The sequence below is a fragment of the Amorphoplanes friuliensis DSM 7358 genome (genome assembly GCF_000494755.1).
GTDB lineage: Bacteria > Actinomycetota > Actinomycetes > Mycobacteriales > Micromonosporaceae > Actinoplanes > Actinoplanes friuliensis.
In genome coordinates this window covers 5,154,972-5,174,090 of record NC_022657.1, presented here as the reverse complement: position 1 = coordinate 5,174,090, position 19,119 = coordinate 5,154,972, and the positions used below count along the sequence as shown (strand labels likewise).

At 70.8% G+C, this 19,119-nt stretch carries 21 protein-coding genes; 11 read left to right on the top strand and 10 right to left on the bottom strand.

Annotated elements, in window-relative coordinates:
- Positions 1 to 59: 59 nt before the first annotated feature.
- The 8 genes from AFR_RS24060 (at position 60) to AFR_RS24025 (ending at position 5,669) form a co-directional block, all read left to right on the top strand.
- A complete protein-coding gene (locus AFR_RS24060; protein WP_023363641.1) occupies positions 60 to 626 on the top strand; it encodes an RNA polymerase sigma factor in 567 nt (188 codons plus the stop codon).
- A complete protein-coding gene (locus AFR_RS24055) occupies positions 623 to 1,675 on the top strand; it encodes a hypothetical protein (RefSeq protein ID WP_023363640.1) in 1,053 nt (350 codons plus the stop codon). Before AFR_RS24060 ends, AFR_RS24055 begins: the two co-directional genes overlap by 4 nt.
- An 82-nt stretch (positions 1,676 to 1,757) precedes the next feature.
- Positions 1,758 to 2,357 (top strand): hypothetical protein, encoded by a 600-nt coding sequence (locus AFR_RS24050; RefSeq protein WP_023363639.1) that lies wholly within the window; start codon positions 1,758 to 1,760, stop codon positions 2,355 to 2,357.
- A 29-nt stretch (positions 2,358 to 2,386) separates the two neighbouring features.
- Complete coding sequence (locus AFR_RS24045; RefSeq protein ID WP_202963946.1) at positions 2,387 to 3,052, top strand: DUF998 domain-containing protein; 666 nt, start codon at positions 2,387 to 2,389, stop codon at positions 3,050 to 3,052.
- 11 nt (positions 3,053 to 3,063) lie between these two features.
- Complete coding sequence (locus AFR_RS24040) at positions 3,064 to 3,522, top strand: hypothetical protein (protein ID WP_041841084.1); 459 nt, start codon at positions 3,064 to 3,066, stop codon at positions 3,520 to 3,522.
- A gap of 38 nt (positions 3,523 to 3,560) precedes the next feature.
- Positions 3,561 to 4,154, top strand: coding sequence for a pyridoxamine 5'-phosphate oxidase family protein (locus AFR_RS24035; RefSeq protein WP_023363636.1), 594 nt, complete (start codon positions 3,561 to 3,563; stop codon positions 4,152 to 4,154).
- The gene (locus AFR_RS24030) at positions 4,147 to 4,650 is read left to right on the top strand and encodes a hypothetical protein (RefSeq protein WP_041842626.1); all 504 of its coding nucleotides are present in this window, start codon (positions 4,147 to 4,149) and stop codon (positions 4,648 to 4,650) included. Before AFR_RS24035 ends, AFR_RS24030 begins: the two co-directional genes overlap by 8 nt.
- Positions 4,647 to 5,669: a hypothetical protein gene (locus AFR_RS24025; protein ID WP_023363634.1), complete on the top strand. Its 1,023-nt coding sequence runs from the start codon at positions 4,647 to 4,649 to the stop codon at positions 5,667 to 5,669. Before AFR_RS24030 ends, AFR_RS24025 begins: the two co-directional genes overlap by 4 nt.
- Before the next feature lie 6 nt (positions 5,670 to 5,675).
- Here the strand turns inward: AFR_RS24025 and AFR_RS24020 are convergent, their stop codons facing one another.
- Positions 5,676 to 6,110, bottom strand: a complete 435-nt coding sequence (locus AFR_RS24020) for a hypothetical protein (protein WP_023363633.1) — start codon at positions 6,108 to 6,110, stop codon at positions 5,676 to 5,678.
- Between the two features lie 499 nt (positions 6,111 to 6,609).
- On the opposite strand from AFR_RS24020, the gene AFR_RS24015 reads away from it, so the two are divergent.
- Together AFR_RS24015 and AFR_RS24010 are read left to right on the top strand one after the other, a co-directional pair.
- Positions 6,610 to 7,059 carry a sigma-70 family RNA polymerase sigma factor gene (locus AFR_RS24015; RefSeq protein ID WP_338012101.1) on the top strand — a complete coding sequence of 150 codons (450 nt, stop codon included), beginning with the start codon at positions 6,610 to 6,612 and terminating at the stop codon, positions 7,057 to 7,059.
- Complete coding sequence (locus AFR_RS24010) at positions 7,056 to 8,108, top strand: hypothetical protein (RefSeq protein ID WP_023363631.1); 1,053 nt, start codon at positions 7,056 to 7,058, stop codon at positions 8,106 to 8,108. Before AFR_RS24015 ends, AFR_RS24010 begins: the two co-directional genes overlap by 4 nt.
- A 49-nt stretch (positions 8,109 to 8,157) precedes the next feature.
- On the opposite strand, the gene AFR_RS24005 is transcribed toward AFR_RS24010, so the two are convergent.
- The 5 genes from AFR_RS24005 to AFR_RS23985 all read right to left on the bottom strand — a co-directional run bounded on the left by AFR_RS24005 (position 8,158) and on the right by AFR_RS23985 (position 12,418).
- A complete protein-coding gene (locus AFR_RS24005) occupies positions 8,158 to 8,961 on the bottom strand; it encodes an SDR family oxidoreductase (protein ID WP_023363630.1) in 804 nt (267 codons plus the stop codon).
- Positions 8,962 to 9,017: 56 nt separating this feature from the next.
- On the bottom strand, positions 9,018 to 10,208 hold the full coding sequence (locus tag AFR_RS24000; protein ID WP_023363629.1) for an MFS transporter: 1,191 nt from the start codon (positions 10,206 to 10,208) through the stop codon (positions 9,018 to 9,020).
- The gene (locus AFR_RS23995; RefSeq protein WP_023363628.1) at positions 10,205 to 10,915 is read right to left on the bottom strand and encodes a hypothetical protein; all 711 of its coding nucleotides are present in this window, start codon (positions 10,913 to 10,915) and stop codon (positions 10,205 to 10,207) included. The genes AFR_RS24000 and AFR_RS23995 overlap by 4 nt, the downstream gene beginning before the upstream one ends.
- Before the next feature lie 103 nt (positions 10,916 to 11,018).
- Positions 11,019 to 11,369 (bottom strand): histone-like nucleoid-structuring protein Lsr2, encoded by a 351-nt coding sequence (locus AFR_RS23990; protein ID WP_023363627.1) that lies wholly within the window; start codon positions 11,367 to 11,369, stop codon positions 11,019 to 11,021.
- A 131-nt stretch (positions 11,370 to 11,500) separates the two neighbouring features.
- Positions 11,501 to 12,418, bottom strand: a complete 918-nt coding sequence (locus AFR_RS23985; protein WP_238547126.1) for a DMT family transporter — start codon at positions 12,416 to 12,418, stop codon at positions 11,501 to 11,503.
- A 64-nt stretch (positions 12,419 to 12,482) separates the two neighbouring features.
- On the opposite strand from AFR_RS23985, the gene AFR_RS23980 reads away from it, so the two are divergent.
- Positions 12,483 to 13,901: an aminotransferase-like domain-containing protein gene (locus tag AFR_RS23980; protein ID WP_023363625.1), complete on the top strand. Its 1,419-nt coding sequence runs from the start codon at positions 12,483 to 12,485 to the stop codon at positions 13,899 to 13,901.
- Here the strand turns inward: AFR_RS23980 and AFR_RS43855 are convergent.
- From AFR_RS43855 to AFR_RS23960, 4 genes are read right to left on the bottom strand one after another with little or no spacing between them, the layout of a single operon-like run.
- Positions 13,885 to 17,340 (bottom strand): LamG-like jellyroll fold domain-containing protein, encoded by a 3,456-nt coding sequence (locus tag AFR_RS43855; protein WP_023363624.1) that lies wholly within the window; start codon positions 17,338 to 17,340, stop codon positions 13,885 to 13,887. The two genes, AFR_RS23980 and AFR_RS43855, sit on opposite strands and share 17 nt — an antisense overlap.
- A gap of 36 nt (positions 17,341 to 17,376) precedes the next feature.
- Entirely contained in the window at positions 17,377 to 17,670 is a 294-nt protein-coding gene (locus AFR_RS23970) for a hypothetical protein (protein WP_023363623.1), read from the bottom strand.
- Between the two features lies 1 nt (position 17,671).
- Complete coding sequence (locus AFR_RS23965) at positions 17,672 to 18,784, bottom strand: hypothetical protein (RefSeq protein WP_023363622.1); 1,113 nt, start codon at positions 18,782 to 18,784, stop codon at positions 17,672 to 17,674.
- A gap of 24 nt (positions 18,785 to 18,808) precedes the next feature.
- The gene (locus AFR_RS23960) at positions 18,809 to 19,081 is read right to left on the bottom strand and encodes a hypothetical protein (protein WP_148308039.1); all 273 of its coding nucleotides are present in this window, start codon (positions 19,079 to 19,081) and stop codon (positions 18,809 to 18,811) included.
- Positions 19,082 to 19,119 lie beyond the last annotated feature (38 nt).

The window sequence follows — 19,119 nt, the reverse complement described above, 5'->3', positions numbered from 1 at the left end:
ACATCAGATCCGGAAAGTTTTCCTGTCACGATGGGTCCCCGACCGGACATGGGGTGGATGTGAAGTCCGCGACCGAGCACGAGGACCGCTTCCGGCGCATGTACGCCGCCAACTTCGCGCCGCTGCTGGCGTACGCGGTGAGGCGTGTCGAGCAGCACGAGGACGCGGCCGACGTCGTCGCCGAGACGTTCCTGATCGCCTGGCGGCGGGGGCACGAGCTGCCGCCCGGTGACGAGGCGCGGCTGTGGCTCTACGGCGTTGCCCGGCGGGTCCTGTCCAACCATCACCGGGGTGGCGTCCGGCGGGAGCGTCTCGGCGACCGGCTCCGGCAGCGGCTGGCCGCGGTGGTGACCGCCGACCCCGCGGGTGAGGTGGTCGAGCGGCTCACGGTGCAGGCGGCGCTCGCCCGGCTGGGTGACCTGGACCGCGAGGTGCTGACGCTGACCATCTGGGAAGGCCTGCAGCCCCGGGAGGTGGCCGCGGTGCTCCAGGTGACGCCGGAGGCCGTCCGCACCCGGCTCTCACGGGCGCGGGCAAAACTCCGCGAACTCGTCGGTGACGATCTCCATCCACCCGGACATGAACTCGACGTCCTGACCGCACCGAACCCGAAGGAGGGCAGATGACCGACGAACACCTCGACCGCCTGGTCCGGGACGCCGATCCCTACCGCAGCGAGGTCATCGGGCGCCTCGACGGGGCGGAGCAGATCCTCCTGGAGGAGATCGTGTCCCAACCGAATACTCAACGCCGCGGTTTTGCCTGGCGTACCGTCGCGGCCCTGGCCGCCGCCGCGGTCGTCACCACCGTCTTCGCGGCCTCGGCCGCGCTGCGGGAACGCTCCGACGACGTCCGCGTCAATCCCGTCGTGCCGTCGACGACAGCCCCGGCGGACACCGTGCTGGTCTACTCCGCCGCGGTGCTGCAGGCCGCCGAGAAGACCCCGCGTCTGCTGATCGGCGAACCGGGCTGGAAGGTCACCACCGTCTACGGCTTCTCGAAGAAGGACGGTGCGATCCAGTTCGAGAACGCGGGCCGCAAGCTCGAGATGAACTGGTACCCGGCGAAGCAGTACGACCGTTACCACAAGGACCGCCTCGGGGTGAGTGCGCCGGAGCGCGTGAAGGTCGACGGGCGCGCCGGTGATCTGTTCACCTACAGCGCCTCGGATTTCGCGGTCATGCTCACCCCCCGCGACGGCACGTTCGTCGAGCTGCGCACGGGTGAGGCCTGGACGCGGCAGACCTTCGACCAGGTGCTCACCGTCATCAAGCACGTCGACGTCCGCACCTGGCTGGCGGCGCTCCCGTCGAGCATCGTCACGCCCGGCCGCGTCGAGGACGCCGCGAAGAAGGTGCTCGCCGACGTGCCGCTCCCGCCGGGACTGGACCTCAGCGTCCTCGAGGACGGTGGCTCCAACGACCCGTACCAGTTCGGCGCCAAGGTCACCGGCCTGGTCGGCTGCGGCTGGGTCGCCGAGTGGAAGCGGGCCAAGGAGGCCAAGGACGAGGACGCCGCCGGGAAGGCGAGCGCCGCGCTCCGCAGCAGCCGCAACTGGAAGGTGCTGAACGACATGAACGCCGAGGGGGACTGGCCGGAGGTCTTCTGGGACGTCGCCGACAAGATCGCCGACGACGATCTGCCCCGCGGCTTCGAGAAGGGCATCGGCTGCTAGGTCGTACCGGGGGAAAAGCCCGCCGTGGCCGGTTGCGGTCACGGCGGGTCCGGAGCGGGTGGTGGCCCCTAGATTGCCGGTCATGAACGAGACGGTCACCCGCAGGATCACGCCGGCCGGGTTCCTGCTGGCTCTGCTGCTGTTCCTGGTCCTGCCGCTGGCGACGGCATCGTGCGACGTGCCTCCGGACTCCGCGTCGTCGGGTGGCACCCTCGGGACGTCGATAAGCGGCGCCGACCTGGTCGTCTCCCACGAGCACCTCGACGCCGACGGCGGTCTGGCACTGTCGCCCGCTCAGCAGGACCGCGCGGATCTCTACGTCGCTGTGCCGCGCGGCGTGCAGATCCTGGCGTTGCTCACCGTCGCTGCTCTGCTCGCGGCCACTGCCACACCCTTGATCCGCCGGGTACGGGTACGCGCGGCCGTCGCTGCCGGAGCCGCCGTGGCCGCGCTCGCCCTGGTGGCCGTCATGGCGTACCTGATCAGGGCGAAGCTGACCGAGGCGGCCGAGTTCTTCCTGCTCATGGGCAGTTATCTGCCGTCGGTCGAGGGCCGCGACCTGGACGGGCGGGCGGGTGAGGTCGTGCACCTCGGCTGGGGCCTGTGGACAACGACGGCGGTGCTCCTGCTCATCGTCGCGCTGCAGATCATGACCCTGGTACGCCCGCCACGTCCGGGATAATCACAGGTACGCCTGGCAGCATCTCGATCGTGAGATTGCTGGCAGTGGCGGGCATGGGTGCGGTCGGTGTGGCGGTGCTGCTGCTCGGAGCGTTGCACGTGGTCCCGCCGTCGTCGGCCGTCAGCCCGTACAGGCGGACCATCAGCGAATATGCGCTCACCGACGCCGGACCGGTCTTCAACGTGGCGGTGCTGATCCTGGCCGCGGGGTCGGTGGCGACGCTGCTGGCGGCCCTCGGCGCCGGGCTGTTCCCGCCGCTGTCGGGCGGTGCGGTCTCGCTGGTGCTGTGGAGCGCCGCGCTGGCCGTCGTCGTCTACTTCCCGAAGCACAACTGGGCGGTCGGGCCCAGCGCCGGCGGAACGATCCACCGGATCGCGAGCGTCGTGGCGTTCCTCAGCCTGCCGATCGGAGCGCTGCTCATCGGGCGCGCCTGGCGCCGGCACAAACGGTGGCGTGCTCACGCCACCTGGACCCTCGGGCTCGGCGTGTGGTCACTGCTGTCCTTCCTGCCGATCGTCGGTGCGATCGTCGCGCAGCCGTGGACCGACGTGGCCTGGTGGCGGGCGATCCCGCTCGGCGCCGTCGAACGTGTCCTCACGATCAGCGAGGTCGGCATCGTCGTGGTGCTCGCCGCGTGGGCCTTCGCCGCCGCCCGCGTCAGGAACGGGGCAGCGCGAGAAGCGCTCGTGTCCTAACCTTCCCCGCCGTGGGTATCTTGGGCAAAATCAGCGAGTGGCGCATGAAGTTCTTCCTCTGGGTCGGACTCCCGGTCATCGCCACCATGGGCTTCATGTTCGGCGTGTTCGACCTCGTCCCGGCCTGGCAGGCGCACAACGGCAGCGGCGCGACAGGCACGTTCACCGCCGAACGCGAGGACTGCAGCCGCCGGTCCTGCAACTTCGTCGGCTCGTGGGCCGCCACCGACGGCAGCAGCAGCCGCACCGACATCATCCTGTACGACGAACCGGACGCGTTCACCACCGGCAGGACCATCGAGGCCCTCGACACCGGTGCGCGCAACGGCGTGTTCGCCACCACCGGCGGATCGACGTATCTGCTGGTCACCGCGTTTGTGGTCGGTGGCATCGCGGCGCTGATCGGCTGGGTCTTCGTCATCCGCAACGCGTTCCGCCGGCGCGGGGCCGCCGTGCCCGTCGCCGCCTGACCCGGCCGCCCTTGCCCGGGCCCTGGAGGATGGGCACCATGAAGCTGCATGAGGAGATCGGCGGACGGCTGCGCGACTTCATCGAAGCGCAGCCGATGTTCTTCGTGGCCACCGCCCCCGACGGGCCCGGCGGGCACGTCAACGTCTCACCCAAAGGCATGGGCGGCACCTTCGTCGTGCTCGGTGAACACCGCGTGGCCTACCTCGACTACCACGGCAGCGGCGCGGAAACGATCGCCCACCTGCACGAGAACGGCCGCATCACCCTGATGTTCTGCGCCTTCCAGGGCCCGCCGAACATCGTCCGCCTCCACGGCCGCGGCCGCGCGGTCCCGGTCACCGACCCCGGGTACGCCGAACTGGTCCAGCTGTTCCCCGCCCCACCGGACCTCCACGGCGTCCGCTCCATCATCGAGGTCGACGTCACACGGATCAGCGACTCGTGCGGCTACGCCGTCCCCCTGATGACCTACGAAGGCGACCGTGACCTGCTCACCCGCGCCCACGAACGCCGCTCCGACGAGGACCTCGCGGAGTACCGCCGCGTGAAGAACGGCTTCAGCATCGACGGCCGCCCGATCTTCGCGCCGGAAAATGTCACAGGGGACCGGCATCATGCGGGGCATGGCTGAGCCTGCCGTACCGACAACCGCTCCCCGCCTGGAGTTGCCGCTGGCCGAGGCGCGGACCCGCTTCGTCCAGCTGGCGCGCCTCGCCGGCCTGACCCGACAGACCACGGTGGTCACCGACAAGGGCCGCCCTCTGGCCGCCATCGTCCCGATTCCGGCCCCGGCCGCACCCTCGCCGTCGGCCCGGGCTCCGGGCCCGACCGGGGCGTCCGGTCTGGTCGGAGTGCCGCATCGAGCCGGGGCCGCAAGCCCGGCCCGGAGTCTTGCGCCGGCCGCGGAGCCGGCTCGCGAGAGGGCGTCGGAGCAGTCCGCCGCCGGGTGGATCCGGCGTATCGAGACGCTGCGGGCCGACCTCCGCCGCCAGCACGCCGGCCTGGAGCAGGCCCTCGACCAGGCTTGGCACGAGCTCGACAAACTCTCGCCGCCGGGCACCGATGCCCAGCTGGATGCACTCCGCACCGCGCACGCCGACCTTCGCACCGGCAGGACACGCCCGTGATCACTCCACCTCCGCCCCCGGAGTTCCTCGCCCACCTCCCCGAGCTGACCGCGTTCGCGCGCACCACCACCCGCCTGCACCCGCGGCCCGGCCCCGTCACGGCCGCCGAAAGCCACATCGGAGGGCCGCTGCGCTGGCCGGCGGACGAGCCCTGGCCGACCTGCACCACACCCGTTCTCGTGCGGGAGGACGTTCCCCTCCCGGACGAGCTGCTGGAGCGTCTACGCGCCGCCGACGCCAACCGGGAGCAGCAGCCCGTGCTGACCCGGGAGCAGAACGAGGTGCGAGCCGAGATCGCCCGGTTCGTCGGCGAGGGCTACACCGGCTTCGGCTCGTTCGGCGACGGTCCGGTCATGGGCCATCGCTACGCGGCGAGACCCCATCCCGTTCCCAACCCGATGGTCGCGGTGGCCCAGCTCCGCGCGTCCGACATCCCCGACCTGCCCCGCCCGGACGGCGCCGACCTGCTGCAAGTTCTCTGGTGCCCCGGCGACCACGCGACCCAACCGGCCGGCCCCGTCCTCCACCTGCGCTGGCGTCACGAGGCAGGCATCTCGGCACCGTCCGCCGTCCCGCCGGTCGGGGAGATCGGTCGTGAGGCGCTGGTCCCGCGCCCGTGCCGGCTGCACCCGGAGCAGGTCGTCGAATATCCGTTCCCGGAGGAGCTCCCGCAGGATCTCCTCGACCGCGTCGACACCTGGGACGACAAGTGGCCCGAGGCAACCTACGTCGACGTGGCGATGGCCCCGGGCTGGAAGGTCGGCGGCTACGCCGACTGGAGTCTCACCGGCCTGGGAGAAACCCCTTGCCCGGTCTGCGCCGAACCAGCCGACCTTCTCCTGGTGATCGACTCGGAGGAGTTCGACAGCACGTCCCGCGAGCGCTGGCGCCCGGCCGACGATCCCGACCCCGAGTCGTCCGCCCAGCCGACCGGTGTTGTCGTGGGCCGATGGGGTGCACTGCGCATCTTCGCCTGCCTGCGCTGCCCGGGCACTCCCTACGTCGTGGACCAGCAATAGGAGACGTCAGCTCAGGGCCATCCGCAGGACGGCACGGCCGTCCTCAACAGCGACGATCAGGAAGAGTTGCTTGTTGATCTGCTGAACAAGACCGGGAGTCCCCGTGAGCGTGCTGGTGAACCCGTCCGCCGTCTTCTTCGAGATCGTGACCTCGTCACCGCGTACCGAAATCTTGACCTTCCCCAGCCCACCAGCCGCCGGGACGGAATCACCGCTCCTGACAATGACCTCGCAGGCGCCGTCAGCACAGGCCTTCAGATTGGTCCCATCAGCCGCAGCAAACGGCGCCTTCGACGATGGGGCCGGAGAAGGAACAGCCGAAGTTGTGGCAGACGGCGAGCCGCTGACCGAAGGCGCAGCGGCCGGCGGCTTGTCCGTGCTGCTGCACCCACCAGCAAGCAGCAAGATGACCACAATGGACCCGGACAGGGACAGACGCATCGGTTACCTCCGTGGCGGGACGTCGCGTGACGCCCATCGTGTCGTCCGCGCGACGTGATCGACCCCGTCGTGGCCGCAAGCGGCCAGCACAGGCCGCACCACAACGGACCGGGCGACCTTTGCGGGCCGCACCGCAACGGACCGGGCGACCTGTGCGGGCCGAGGGATAGTCGACGCCGCAGCCGGCGAAGCGGGCAGGGGAGCGGACCGGGCAGCTTGTGGGACCGCGAGGAGGTGGCCGGGCGCCCTCGATGGGTTACGGGGAGGTGCCGGGGCCGCGGGAAAGGAAGTCCGGTGACCAAGCTCGGGATCGCAGGCGCCGAAAGTGAGTTCGGCGGTCAGCGCTAGCCGTAGGAATCGGATCGGGGCGGCAGCGCGGGCCGCGGGAAAGTGGGTCGGGCGGCTTGTCATCATCCCGGGGCGGCGGAAGCGTTTGGCTGTCGTGACCTTCGAAGAGTTCGTGTCCGCCCGCCTGGGGAGCCTGGTGAGGTACGCCACCGTGGTCACCTGGGATCCGCATCTGGCTGAGGACATCATTCAGAACGTTCTCGTGCGGGCGCAGTTGCGGTGGGGGCGGATCGGGCGGCTCGATGCGCCGGAGCTGTACGTCAAGCGCATGGTTGTCAACGAGTTCTTGTCGTTGCGGCGGCGGAGGGCGGCCAATTCGGTTCCGCTGGCGGCGGAGACGCTGGGTGGGTTGTTGCCGCCGATGCCGGATCCGACGGCGCAGCGGGATGACCGGGATGCGATGTTGCGGCTGATCGCGCGGTTGCCGCCCCGGCAGCGGGCCGTGATCGCTCTGCGTTTTTACGAGGATCTGGCTGTCGATCAGATCGCGGAGATTCTCGGCTGCCGGACGGTCACCGTCCGCACCCACCTTGCCCGTGCCCTGGCCGCGTTGCAGCAGGCGCTGCCGGCCACACTCACGACCACCGGGGAGAAGCTGTGAACATCGAGGATCTGGTACGGCAGACGCAGACGCACCTCGCCGGTCAGGTGGCCGCGGAGGACCGGATCCGGTCTGCGCTACCCGTCAAGGTTGCCCGGGCGCACCGCCGGCGCCGACTGGGCATGATCGGGGCTGTTGTCGTCGCGGTGGGGGCAGCGGCTGTCACCGTTCCGGTGCTGACCGCGGAGAGGCCCGGGCCCGCGCCGCAGATCGCAGCACCGGCTTCCGTGGCGGTCACCCCGCGGGTTGAGCCCGGGCCGGCGCCGCTGCCGGAGTTCCGGCTCGGGTTTGCGCCGTCGTGGGTGCCGTCCGGGTTTGCCGAGCACATCCGGTCGGCGTTCGTGGGTGACCCCACCGGGCCGATTCTCGACCGGGTCTGGAAGAAGGACGTCGGGCCCGGCGACCCGTGGGGCGGCGCCGAGTTGATCTTCTCCATCCGGACCGACGTGCCGGACCCGGCCGCCGTGATGAACCGCGACGGCCGCGCCGTGGACATCGGCGGTGTGCGGGGTTATTACGGCGGTCTCGACGATCCGAAGTCGTCCGTGAGCTGGTCACCCGGCCCGCACACCTGGCTGATGATCAGCGCGCACCAGCTCGCGATCTCCGAGCCGGACCTCCTGCGCATGGCCAGATCGGTCAAGCCCGTTCCCGGTACGCTCGCAGCACCGCTGACCCTGCCGCGGCTTCCCGACGGCTGGGCAGCCACCGGCTTCTCCGTCAGTGGCGCACGGCCGGCCACGTGGCGGAGTGAGGTCTTCGCAGGTCCGGAAGCGACCGGTGGTGAGGCCGGCAGCCTGTCCGTCGCGGTCGGGACGACCACCGACGCCCCGAAAGGCGGCAAGAAGCTCACGGTCGCCGGTCACCCGGCACGCCACCCGGTACGCACCGACCTGGCTGGTCAGTCCCTCACCTACCTGGTGGTCGACCTCGGCCACGGCCGGCTGATGACGCTGATCGGCGAAGGCTCGATCACCCTCGACAACCTGGTGACCGTGGCCGAAGCCGCGCAGATCTCCCCGACCGGCCTGGACTGGCTCGGCCGGTGATCATCGGCCTCGTGCCGCAGCAACAGGACAGGTCACGGCGTCGGCGCGGTCAGCGGGGGAGGCCGTAGCGGCGGTGGATCAGCTTTTCGGTGAGGCCGGCGGGCAGGATGCGGCGCAGGGCGAAGACCAGCGGGGCGTTGCTCCCCACCGCGTACCGGGGCTTGGGTCGGGCCGCTTCGATTGCCTGGACGATCGTTGAGGCGACGCGGCCCGCGGGCACACCGTCCCGCTCGTTGCGGTCGAGGGCGGACAGCATGGTTTCGAAGTCGGGACGGTGCGGGGAGTCCGGGTTCACGTACCGGGTGCGGCGTTCGCTGATGCCGGTGTTGATGGAGCCGGGCTCGACCGTGGTCAGCCACACGCCGAACGGGGACAGTTCGTGGCGGGCGGCGTTGCTGAAGCCCTTCAGGGCCGCTTTGCTCGCGACGTACGAGGAACGGTAGGCGAGGGGGAACGACGCGAGCATGGAACCGACCATCACGACCCGGCCGTAACCGCGTTTGCGCATGCCCGGCAGGGCGAGCTGGGTCAGCCGGACCGGGGCGACGACATTGACCTGGAAGAGTCTGCGCAGGGCGTCCGCGGGCAGTTCCTCGAACGGTCCGGACTGGCTTTCGCCCGCGTTGTTCACCAGCACGTCGACCTCGGTGAGGCGGTCCGCGAGCGCGTCGACCGAGTTGTCGTCGGTCAGATCCAGGGGCAGATATTCGACCCCGGGTGCTCTTTGCCCTTCCGCAAGGGATTCGGGGTGACGGCTCGTGCCGAGGACGCGGTAACCGCGGGCGGCGAGGGCGGCCGCTGTTGCCTGCCCGATGCCGGAGGAGGCTCCGGTGACCAGCGCGGTGCGATTCATCGGTGCACCATACCGGCCTCCGGCAAAAGGGGCGATGGCCATTTCCGGGGGAGAAATCAAATGCTCGCGGTGGCGCGGCGGACGACCGGCGGAATGAGACTTCCCACCACGGCAAAGGTGATGCCGAGCACCCACCAGCCCGGCGCGCCCCAGCCGAGGGCGAGCGTGGTGACCGCCGCCGGGGCGATCATCTGTCCGAACTGGTGGCCCATCGCGTACGTCCCCTGGTACTGGCCGTGGGCGTGGTCCGGGGCCAGCCCGAAGGAGATGCCCCAGCCGCCGGCCGAGTACCACATCTCGGCGAAGACGTGGACCAGCGCGGCGACGATCAGCAGCACGATGGTCGTCAGGTGCCGCGTACCGTCGGTGAGCGGGAAGATCAGGCATGCGGCGAGCAGGCCGAACCCGGCCCGGCGGGAGGCGCGCGCCGCCCCGGTGAGCGTGCTGGTGCCCCGGGACGCGCGGACCTGCAGAAGCACGACGGTGACGGTGTTGACCACGAACACCACCGAGATCATCCAGCGGGGCGCGTCGGTGCGGCCGGCGATCCAGAGCGGCAGCGCGACCTCGAAGAGACCGAAGTTGGTGGCCAGAAAACCGTCCAGCACCACGAACGTCAGGAACGGCCGGTCACGCAGGGCGGTCAGCCGCGGTCCGGAGGCGGCCCGGGGGACCGGCGCCACCGCTGGCAGGCGGGTGAGGACGGCGGCGGCCAGCAGGTACGTCACCGCGTCGGCGACGATCAGCGACAGGTAGGCGGTCCGGGTGTCCACAGTGAGGCCGATGCCGGCGACGGCCGCACCGACCGTGATGCCGACGTTGGTGACCGACCGCAGGTAGGCGCGGGTGTAGACGCGGCGGTCGGGTGGCACCGCGTTGCCGATGATCGCACCGCGGGCCGCCCGCTGCGCCGCGTCGAAGACCGCCATCGGCGCCGCGACCAGGAGAAAGCCGGCCATCGAGCGGACCTCGACCATTCCCAGCTCGAGGACGGCGAGGGCCGTGATGCCACCGATCGCCACACCGCGCGGCCCGAGCCGGTCGGCCAGGTAACCCACCGGTGTGCTGGTCACCAGGCTGACCACGGCGACCAGGGTGAACGCCAGACCGGTCTGCGTGACCGAGAGGCCCACCGAACGGGTCAGGAACAGCGCGCTGGAGGTCATCCACAGCCCGCTGCCGATGGTGTTGACCAGCGTGGCGACGGCCAGCGTCCGGACCGGGCCGCGTTCCGGGAGCAGACTCATGCCAGGAGGGCTTCGCGCATCTCCTTGCCCGGGTTGAATGCGGCGACACCGTGTCCGCTCAGGTCGAGCACGGTGATGGTGTTGTTGCGCCGCATCAGCTCGCGGACCGCCGGTGGCAGCGGAGGCGGCTCGTCCATGGCCGCGCGCAGGTCACGGGTGGTCGAGACCAGCGCGAGCGCCAGGCCGGCGATGTCGGCGTCCACCCGGACGTTGCCGAACTCCCAGCCGGCCACGGTGAGGTCGAGGACCTCGAACAGGTGGACGAGCAGCGGGTCCGGATCCATCACCTTGGTGATCCGTTTGGCGTTGGCGCCGACGACCAGTACAGCCCCGGCCACGTGCACGTACGGATGAAAGCCGCACGGCAGCGCGAACAGCGGCCACCGCAGCTCCGGCCCGGCGGCTTTCCACGCGGGCCGGTAGTTGCGGCGGTCGACCGCAAATCCGCGGCCGGTGCGCTGGTAATTGGCCGCGGCCTGCGAGTGCATGTCCGAGGCGGCCGCGTCGGCGAAGTCGCGCAGCACGGTGGCCGCCGCGAACAGGCCGTCGTCGCCGTTGAGGGCGTGCGCGACCTCGCGGGCCTGGTCGGTGAACCTGACCTGCACGTGGGGGCCGAAACGCTGCCGGATGTCGTGGAGCAGCGCGGCCTGCCGGTCCGGATCCTGCTGGACCTGCTGCCTGCCCGGCCCGAGCCGGAACCACCGCATATCGCCTCGTCTCAGGGGTGCTGGGAGAACGCGGCAATGCTAATGGAGACGGCCGGAACCGGCAGCGCGGACCGTCGCCGGCCGCGCCGCCGGCCGGAGAGGATCAGCGCTTGCTGTGGAACGCCTCGACGACCGAGCTCGGGATGCGGCCCCGCTCGGAGACCTCAAAACCGTTCCGGCCGGCCCATTCCCGGATGGCCTGGTTCTGCTCGCGATTGGCCCGGCTCGGCGCTGCGGCGGCAGTGCTGCGCGAGGCGATACGGCCCGAGGTATTGCTGCGGCCGATGCGGGACGCCGCCGCGAGGAACGGGTCCAGCGCCTTACGAAGCTTCCCGGCGTTCTTGTCGGAAAGGTCGATGGTGTAGGCCACGCCATCGAGGCCGAATTCCAGGGTGCGGTCCGCTTTGCTGCCGTCGATGTCGTCGGTCAGCAAGGTGACGATCGTTTTTGCCATATCGAGGTCGCTCCTGAAAAATGCGGCCGGGCATCCGGTGAATGCCCTCACTGTCGTCACCATAGCGGATCTGCTGAACGTTCCTTCGGGCACGGTCGAACCGGCCGGAAAAACAACTATTCGTGTTCCCGTTATCGCAATTCGTCGATCTTGCCGCGCGATTGTCGGCGCTGCGGGCGGCAATTCTCCGCCGCGGTCGCCGATATTCGTGCCCGGACGGCGCCGCCCGCACAGAGGACAACGGCGGCACCGCCGGCGATCGTGGTCCAGGTGAGGTTCTCGCCGAGCAGCAGGGCCGCCCAGGTGATCGTCAGAACCGGCTGGACGAGTTGTACCTGGCTGACCTGAGCCATCGGGCCCAGGGACAACCCGTGGTACCAGGCGAAGAAGCCCAGGAACATGCTGACGACGGCGAGATAGGCGAACGCCGCCCACTGCGCCGGTGTCGCGTGCGGGGGCTCGTGGATCGCCGAGGTGACCGCGAGGGCGAGCATCACCGGTGAGCAGAGCACCAGCGCCCACGAGACCGTCTGCCACGGGCCCAGTTCGCGGGCGAGCAGGCCACCTTCCGCGTACCCGATCGCGGCGGCGAGGACGGCTCCGAAGAGGAGCAGGTCGGCCCAGTGCAGGTGGCCGAAGCCGCCACCCTGGGCGGAGGCGAACGCAACGGCGGCCACGGCGCCGGTGCCCGCGGCGATCCAGAACGCCCGCGGCGGATGTTCGCGTCCGCGGAGCACCACCAGGACGGCCGTGGCGGCGGGCAGGACGGCGATGACCACAGCACTGTGGGTCGCCGGGACGGTCGTCAGGGCGTACGAGGTCAGGAGGGGGAAACCGGCCACCACGCCACCGCCGACCACCGCGAGACGCCACCACTGCGTGCCGTGGGGAAGGCGCTGCCGGGTGACGGCCAGTGCCGCGGCGGCCAGGACGGCGGCGACGACGGCCCGGCCCGAACCGATGAACAGCGGGGAGAGGCTGTCGACGGCCACTCGTGTGAACGGGACGGTGAACGAGAACGCCACCACGCCGAGCAGTCCCCACCGCAACCCGGTCGTCGCCGGACGTGATAGCGGAAGGGGGTCGGCAACGATAGCGCTACTATGATCCGTCATGAATGACAGTAGCAGTGCCCGCATCACGGCGGACCTCCGGACGTGGGCCGGCGCGGCGGCCCCGGGCGCGCGTCTGCCGTCCACGCGTGAGCTGGTCGCCCGCTACCAGGTGAGTCCGGTGACCGTGCAGCAGGCGCTGCGGACTCTCGCCGGTCAGGGGCTCATCGAGAGCCGGCCGGGTGTCGGCACCTTCGTCCGGGCGCAGCGCACGGCGCGACCGGCGGACTACGGCTGGCAGACGGCCGCGTTGCGCTCGCCGCGGACCCGCAGCCGGCCGATCTCCACGACCCTGCGCAGCAGCCCGAACGACGTCATCGCCCTGCAGTCGGGCTACCCCGACCGGGAGCTCCTGCCCGGACGGCTCGTTCGTGCGGCACTCGCGCGTGCCGCGCGTACCGATGCTGCCCTGGAACGGACGCCCACCGCGGGCCTTCCGGAGCTGCAGTCGTGGTTCGCCGCCGAACTTGCCGCGGCGACACCGGCCGGGGTCACCGCGCCCGCGCCGAGCGACGTCATCGTCCTGCCCGGCAGCCAGAGCGGGCTCAGCTCGGCCTTCCGTGCCCTGGCCGGGACCGGTCAACCGGTGCTGATGGAGTCACCGACGTACTGGGGTGCGATCAAGGCTGCGCAGCAGACCGGCGTCCGGATCGTGCCGGTGCCCAGCGGTCCCGCCGGGCCCGATCCGGCCGAGCTGGACCGGGCCTTCACCGAGACCTCCGCGCGGTTGTTCTACGCGCAGCCGAACTACGCCAACCCGACCGGTGCACAGTGGCCGGTGGAGGTGCACGAGACGATCCTCGGTGTGGTCCGTGAGCACGGCGCTTTCCTGCTCGAGGACGACTGGGCCCACGACTTCGGCATCACCTCCACCGCGACGCCGGTGGCCGCCCGCGACGATCGGGGTCACGTCGTCTACCTGCGGTCACTGACCAAGACCGTGTCGCCGGCCGTCCGTGTCGCGGCGATCGTCGCCCGGGGCCCGGCCCGCGAACGCCTCCTCGCCGACCGTGGTGCCGAGTCGATGTACGTCAGTGGTCTCCTGCAGGCCGCGGCCCTCGACGTCGTCACCCAGCCCGCCTGGCAGACCCACCTCCGCGGCCTGCGCCGCCAGCTCGGCGAACGCCGCGACCTCCTGGTCACCGCGCTGCGCGAGCACGTGCCGGCCGCGGATCTCACCCTGGTGCCGTCCGGCGGCCTGAATCTCTGGGTACGCCTGCCGGACGGTACGGACGTGCAGCAGCTCGTGCTCGACTGCGAGCGGGCCGGCCTGTTCGTCGCCCCGGGCGGCGAATGGTTCCCGGCCGAGCCCGCGGCCCCGTTCCTCCGCCTCAACTACAGCGGCCCGAATCCGTCGGCCTTCCCGGCCGGTGCGGCGATCCTCGGCGAGGCCCTGCGGTCGCTCACCCGGGCGCGGTGACCTCCGGCGGGGAAGCCGGCGGGGGTTCCGGCTCCGAGCCGGACATCGGCACGGAACCGGCTGCGGGCTCGGGGGTGGACCGCGCCGCGCCGGCCTCGGCCGGTGTGGTGACCGGTTCAGGAATGGGCGCCGGTGTCGTCCCGAGCCCGGCCGGCACCGACGGCGACGGAGACAAAGGCGGCGACGGCGGCACGGACACCGACGGCGGCACGGACGGCGGCACAGACACCGACAGCGGCACCGACGGTGAGACGGACGGCGGCACGGACACGGAACGCGACGGCGAGGCCGTCACGGACGGCGCCCGGGTCGAGGATGACGGCGGCTGAGCCTGCGTCCGCACCGACGGCGCACTCGCGATCGACGCCACCATCGCCGGAGCGACGATCTGCGTGCTCGTGCTCACCGCGCCCGCGAGGTAGTGGTCGTAGATCTGGGTCGCGGACAGCTCCGCGGCCGAGTAGAAGGCGGCGTTGCTCATCGCCCCGTTGAAGTAGTCGGTGTTGCTCTGGGAGCCCCAGCCGTTGAGGTTGTCCCAGCCCACCCGCCAGTACCCGGTGTAGTTCTGGGCCGCCGTCACACCGTTGCTGGCGACCAGGGCACCGTCGACGTAGAGCTTCATACCGGACCCGGACTGGGTGGCGGCGACGTGGTGCCACTTGCCGTCGTTGTAGGACAGCGGCGAGCTGATGGAGATGTTCAGCGGGATGACGAGCAGGATGTTCCAGGCGCCGAAGTTCACCTTGCCGTTCGAGCTCAGGTAGACGTGCCGGTCGTAGTTGCCGCTGCCGCCCGTCTTCTCCTTGCCGAAACCGATCAGCTTGCCGGTGGTGGTCGAGCCGGCCGTCGCCGTCCGGAACCACACTTCCTGGCTGTACACCGTGGGGTTGTCGAACAGCGTCGGGGTCGCGATGTAGCCGGCCGAACCACCCGGCAGCGTGGCGCCGCTGCCGCACGCGCCCACGGTTCCGGGCGTGATCGTGCCCGTGTAGCTGCCGTTGCGGGTCTTGCCGGAGCTGTCGATCGCGGTCGGGCCGGCGGCCTCGGCCATCTGGTAGTACTCGTCGGGGTTGTCGGCGGTGATGGCCGCCTGGCACGTGTAGTACTTCGGTGCCTTCACGACCGTCGAGCTCGCGTACGGCGTGGTGTTGCCGACGTTGTCGGAGTACACGTACTGGTACTGGTTGCAGGTGCCGTTGGCCACGGTCGTGTCGGCGTACGGGGTGGGGGGTCCGGTGACGATCGTGGCGAAGGAGCCGTAGGTGCCGCAGACGCCGGCGGTCATCGGTGCGGACCTGCGCTGCAGCACACCGAGAGCCGTGCTGATGCCGCTGCCGCCGGTGTCGGCGCCCGCGGGGATCGTCACGGAGACCGAGGGGCTGGACAGGAATCCCGCGGTGTAGGTCGGCGCCGAGCCGGTGGGTGCGGTCGTGTCGCTCACCGCGGTCAGGTTGGCGCCCGTGGTCAGGCCCGCGTTGTTGGTCGCCGTGATCGACTTCGTGCCGGGTGCCGCGGGGGCGCCGCTCCACGCGTACGTGTTGATGCCCGTGGTTCCCGGGGTCGACGTCCAGTTGGTGCCGAAGGCGGGGAACGCGTAGCTGAGGATGCCCGACGCCGGGTCCGTGGCGGTCGCCGTCAGCGTGATCGAGCCGCTCGTCGCATTGGAGCGGTAGTAGAGCGTCGACCCGGTGACGAACGTGTTGGTCGACGCCGTGGACGCGAAGGTCGACGCGCTGGGTGCCGTGGTGTCGACCTTGACGTCGCCACCGAGGTAGGTCGTGGTGTTCCCGACGCCGTCGGCGACCACGTACTGGTAGCGGTAGCAGGCCTGGTCGGCGACCGTGTCGGCGTACGGGGAGGACGGTGGGTCGGTGGCGAGCGTGGTCGCGGTGCCGTAGGTGCCGCAGACGCCGTTGGAGAGCGTGGCCGTCGCGCGTTGCAGCAGTGTCCCGGTTGCGAGGCCCACGCCGGTGTCCGTGCCCTTCGCGAAGGCGACGCTGAGCGACGTGGAGGTCGAGTAACGGCTGCCGGTGCCGACGAGCCCGGTCGCGTCGACGCTGCCACCGGCCGGTGCCGTCGAGTCGTTGACCAGGCCGAGGACCGTCGCGGTGGTGTTGCCGGCCACGTCCGCGCCTGTCACGGTGGCGGTCGGTGCGCTGCTCGTCGAGGCGGCCCAGCTGACGGTGTTGCTCACGTACGGGCCGCCGGCGGGTGTGCTGACCGTCGACGCCACGTGGGTGAACCCGGTGCTCGTGCCGCCGAGCACGGTGCTGCTCGACGCCGGGCCGGAGAGGGCGTCGGAGACCGCGTTGGTCAGCGTGAACGAGCCCGGCGTGCTGCCCCGGTAGAAGATCGTCGTGCCGGTGAGCTTCGCCCCGGTCGCGCCGGTCAGGGTGATCGAGTTCGCCGGTGCCACCGCGTCGAACTTCACGATCTGTGTCGCCACGGTCGAGGCGTTGCCGGCGAGGTCGGTCGCGAAGTAGCGGACGGTTGTCGCCACGGAGATCGGGAACGGCCCGCTGTAGGTGATCGCGGTGCCGGAGACGGTCGGATCGGTGCCGTCGAGCGTGTACCTGATCGCCGCGACACCCGAGGTGCCGTCGATCGCCGAGAGAGACACCTGAACCGGTGGGGTGGTGCTCCAGCCGGTGCCGTTCCCGGCCGGTGACAGCACGGCGGACGGGATCGGGGCGACCGTGTCGATGGTGATCGTCGTGGTGGCGGTCGAGCCGTGCGCGCCGGTGACCGTGACGGTGTGCGGGCCCTCGGCCGCCGACGGGATGCTCAACGACGAGATCGGGGCGCTGCCGGTGACGTCGACGACGGTCGGGAAGCCGGTCAGCGGGGTCGCCGCGTCCAGCCGGTAGCTCAGCGCCTCGTTGACCCCGAAACCCGCGATCGTGCCGGTGGTGGCAATCGGGAACGGCCCCTTGAACAGCGTCTGGGCCAGCGTCAGGGTGGCGGGGGCGGTCGACACGGTGGTGCTGAGCCCGCTCTCGGCGCCTGCCCAGTTCGTGCCGATCACCGGGTGCACCGAGTACCGCCAGCTGCCCGTGGGCACGCCTGTCTCCGTACAGGTGAGGGTGGTGATCGTGCCGGCGCAGCCGGAGAGCACCGTCTGGGTGGCCAGCGTCACGGAGTTGTACCGGGTGACGACGTAACCGTCGACCGCGACGGTGTTCGACAGGGTCACCGCCGGCCAGGTGACCTGCACGGCCTGCGCGGCGTACTTGCTGACCGTCGGCGTGGTGGCGAGGTTGACCGACGCCGCGATCCCGGAGCCGGCACCACCCGGCGCGGCCCCGGCCGTCCAGTACGCCCAGGCGCTCGCCCCGCCGACACCGACCGCCGCCGCCACGACCAGCAGCAGGAGCGCACGGCGGACCAGCACCACGGCCCGCGGCTGCGGGCGGCGCACCCGGAACCGGACAGCCGTCACACCAGGTTATCGGCAGTGACGACCGCTGTCCTGAGATCAATCGTCGAGCAGGGAGTCCAGCTGTCGTTCGGTCTCGGCGGCCAGCTCCTCGCGCTGGTCCTGGTCGAGCGAGTCGTAGTGGTCGCGGAACTGCGAGAACGCAGCGTCGAAGCCGGCGTCGTAGGCGTCGGACATCGCGGCCCGGCGCAGGTCCACGCTGCCGTCGAGGACCCCCTCGGCCATCTCGCGCAGCAGCGGGTCATCACCCTCGGCGAGCTTGGTCAGGCTGACCCGCAGGAGCTTGGCCAGCCGGGGATCGTCGCCGGCGACCTCGTAGGCGCTGTCGTGCATGTCAGCGGGCCCCCACCCAGTCGGGGACCAGCGGATGGCGGTAACCGCTGCTCGCGGAGTTGTCGGGCAGCGTGATGCTGTCCAGCTTGGCAATCTGGCCCTCGACCACACCGAGGGCCATCTGCACGGCGCCGTAGATCGCGCTGATGGCGGCGGTGGCCTGGCCCCAGAGCTTCAGCATGTTCGCGACCTCGGCCGCCGCCACGCCGTACCCGACGACCGCGCCGACGCCCGAGGCCGCGGTGGCGGTGCCGGCTGCGGCGGCTATCCCGGCGATGATGGCGGCGTCGAGCAGGCCCTTGATGAAGCCGCTGACCGCCTCGGAGGTGTTCCAGACGCCCCGGGCGATCTCGGAATACTGCCGGGACATCTCCCGCAGCGGATCGCCGAGGCTCGCGGTGTCGCCGGCGATGCCGGTGAACCGGTGGTAGGCGGCGTCGGCGGCCCGGCCCTCCCAGCCGGCGCGGACCGCGATCGCGCCGCCCTGGACGTTGTAGCCGATGTCCCCGAAGGCGTCACCGGCGCGGCCGAGAGCGATGCCACCCTTGGCGATGGCCTGCCAGTCGCCGAGCAGGGACTCGAGCACCCGGTCGAGCGGGTTGAACCCGAAGACCCAGTCGAAACCCTTGAGTGCCCAGTTGGAGACGCTGAGGTTGTCCATCCAGCCGAGCGGATGGGAGAACTCGGTGTCGCCGGGGGCGGTCAGCCGGCCCTCCGGGGCGCGACTGTCGCCGAAGGACGGCCCGCAGACGTTGGCCGCCCACTGCTTCTCCAGGCCGGTCGGCTCACCGGTGGTGGCGGCCGGAAGAGTGTTGTCGAGCCGGGCCGCCGCGGCCGCGTCGCTGTGGCGGTAGTGCGAGGCGGCCTCCGAGAGCCCGTCCCCGGAGCTCACCAGCACCTTGTTGACCCGGTCGGATGCGCTCAGCGCGGCGTTCATCGACTTGTCGAGGGCACTTTTCACCGGGCCGATCAGCGCGTGGAGACCGTCCTCGCCCATGCTCTGCGGCGGCGGATGGCCGCCGAGATACGTCTTCACGGCCGCGGCGTGATCGCCGGCCCGCTGCACCTGTTTGCTGTAACCGTCCAGATAGGACGGTTCGACCCGGAAACCCATTCTGTTACCCCCGTGGAAGTGCCGTCAGCCCGCGAGAGATCCGATCAGCGCCGCGGCACCCACACCGGCGACCGTCAGCAGCAGGGACCACACGGTGAACCAGCGCGACATCGACGTGTCGCGGGCCCGGTAGACGCCGATCGCCACCACACCGCCGAGAACCAGCAGGATGAAGGCGGGCAGCACCGGCGACGAGAGGTAGAAGAACGCGAGCAGCAGCCCGAGCAACCCGATCCCCATCGACAGATTCGCCGCGCGCAGACGGATCGTGCGCAGGTCGTCGTGCTCGCCGGTCATGGCGCCCAGCATAGGAGATCGTCACCGGCGTCGCTGCC

Excerpts from the sequence above, each read along its gene's own strand:
- AFR_RS24055 (WP_023363640.1), top strand. The coding sequence starts at position 623 with ATGACCGACGAACACCTCGACCGCCTGGTCCGGGACGCCGATCCCTAC.
- AFR_RS24050 (WP_023363639.1), top strand. The coding sequence starts at position 1,758 with ATGAACGAGACGGTCACCCGCAGGATCACGCCGGCCGGGTTCCTGCTG.
- AFR_RS24035 (WP_023363636.1), top strand. The coding sequence starts at position 3,561 with ATGAAGCTGCATGAGGAGATCGGCGGACGGCTGCGCGACTTCATCGAA.
- AFR_RS24030 (WP_041842626.1), top strand. The coding sequence starts at position 4,147 with ATGGCTGAGCCTGCCGTACCGACAACCGCTCCCCGCCTGGAGTTGCCG.
- AFR_RS24020 (WP_023363633.1), bottom strand. The coding sequence starts at position 6,110 with ATGCGTCTGTCCCTGTCCGGGTCCATTGTGGTCATCTTGCTGCTTGCT.
- AFR_RS24005 (WP_023363630.1), bottom strand. The coding sequence starts at position 8,961 with ATGAATCGCACCGCGCTGGTCACCGGAGCCTCCTCCGGCATCGGGCAG.
- AFR_RS24000 (WP_023363629.1), bottom strand. The coding sequence starts at position 10,208 with ATGAGTCTGCTCCCGGAACGCGGCCCGGTCCGGACGCTGGCCGTCGCC.
- AFR_RS23995 (WP_023363628.1), bottom strand. The coding sequence starts at position 10,915 with ATGCGGTGGTTCCGGCTCGGGCCGGGCAGGCAGCAGGTCCAGCAGGAT.
- AFR_RS23990 (WP_023363627.1), bottom strand. The coding sequence starts at position 11,369 with ATGGCAAAAACGATCGTCACCTTGCTGACCGACGACATCGACGGCAGC.
- AFR_RS23980 (WP_023363625.1), top strand. The coding sequence starts at position 12,483 with ATGAATGACAGTAGCAGTGCCCGCATCACGGCGGACCTCCGGACGTGG.
- AFR_RS23970 (WP_023363623.1), bottom strand. The coding sequence starts at position 17,670 with ATGCACGACAGCGCCTACGAGGTCGCCGGCGACGATCCCCGGCTGGCC.
- AFR_RS23965 (WP_023363622.1), bottom strand. The coding sequence starts at position 18,784 with ATGGGTTTCCGGGTCGAACCGTCCTATCTGGACGGTTACAGCAAACAG.
- AFR_RS23960 (WP_148308039.1), bottom strand. The coding sequence starts at position 19,081 with ATGACCGGCGAGCACGACGACCTGCGCACGATCCGTCTGCGCGCGGCG.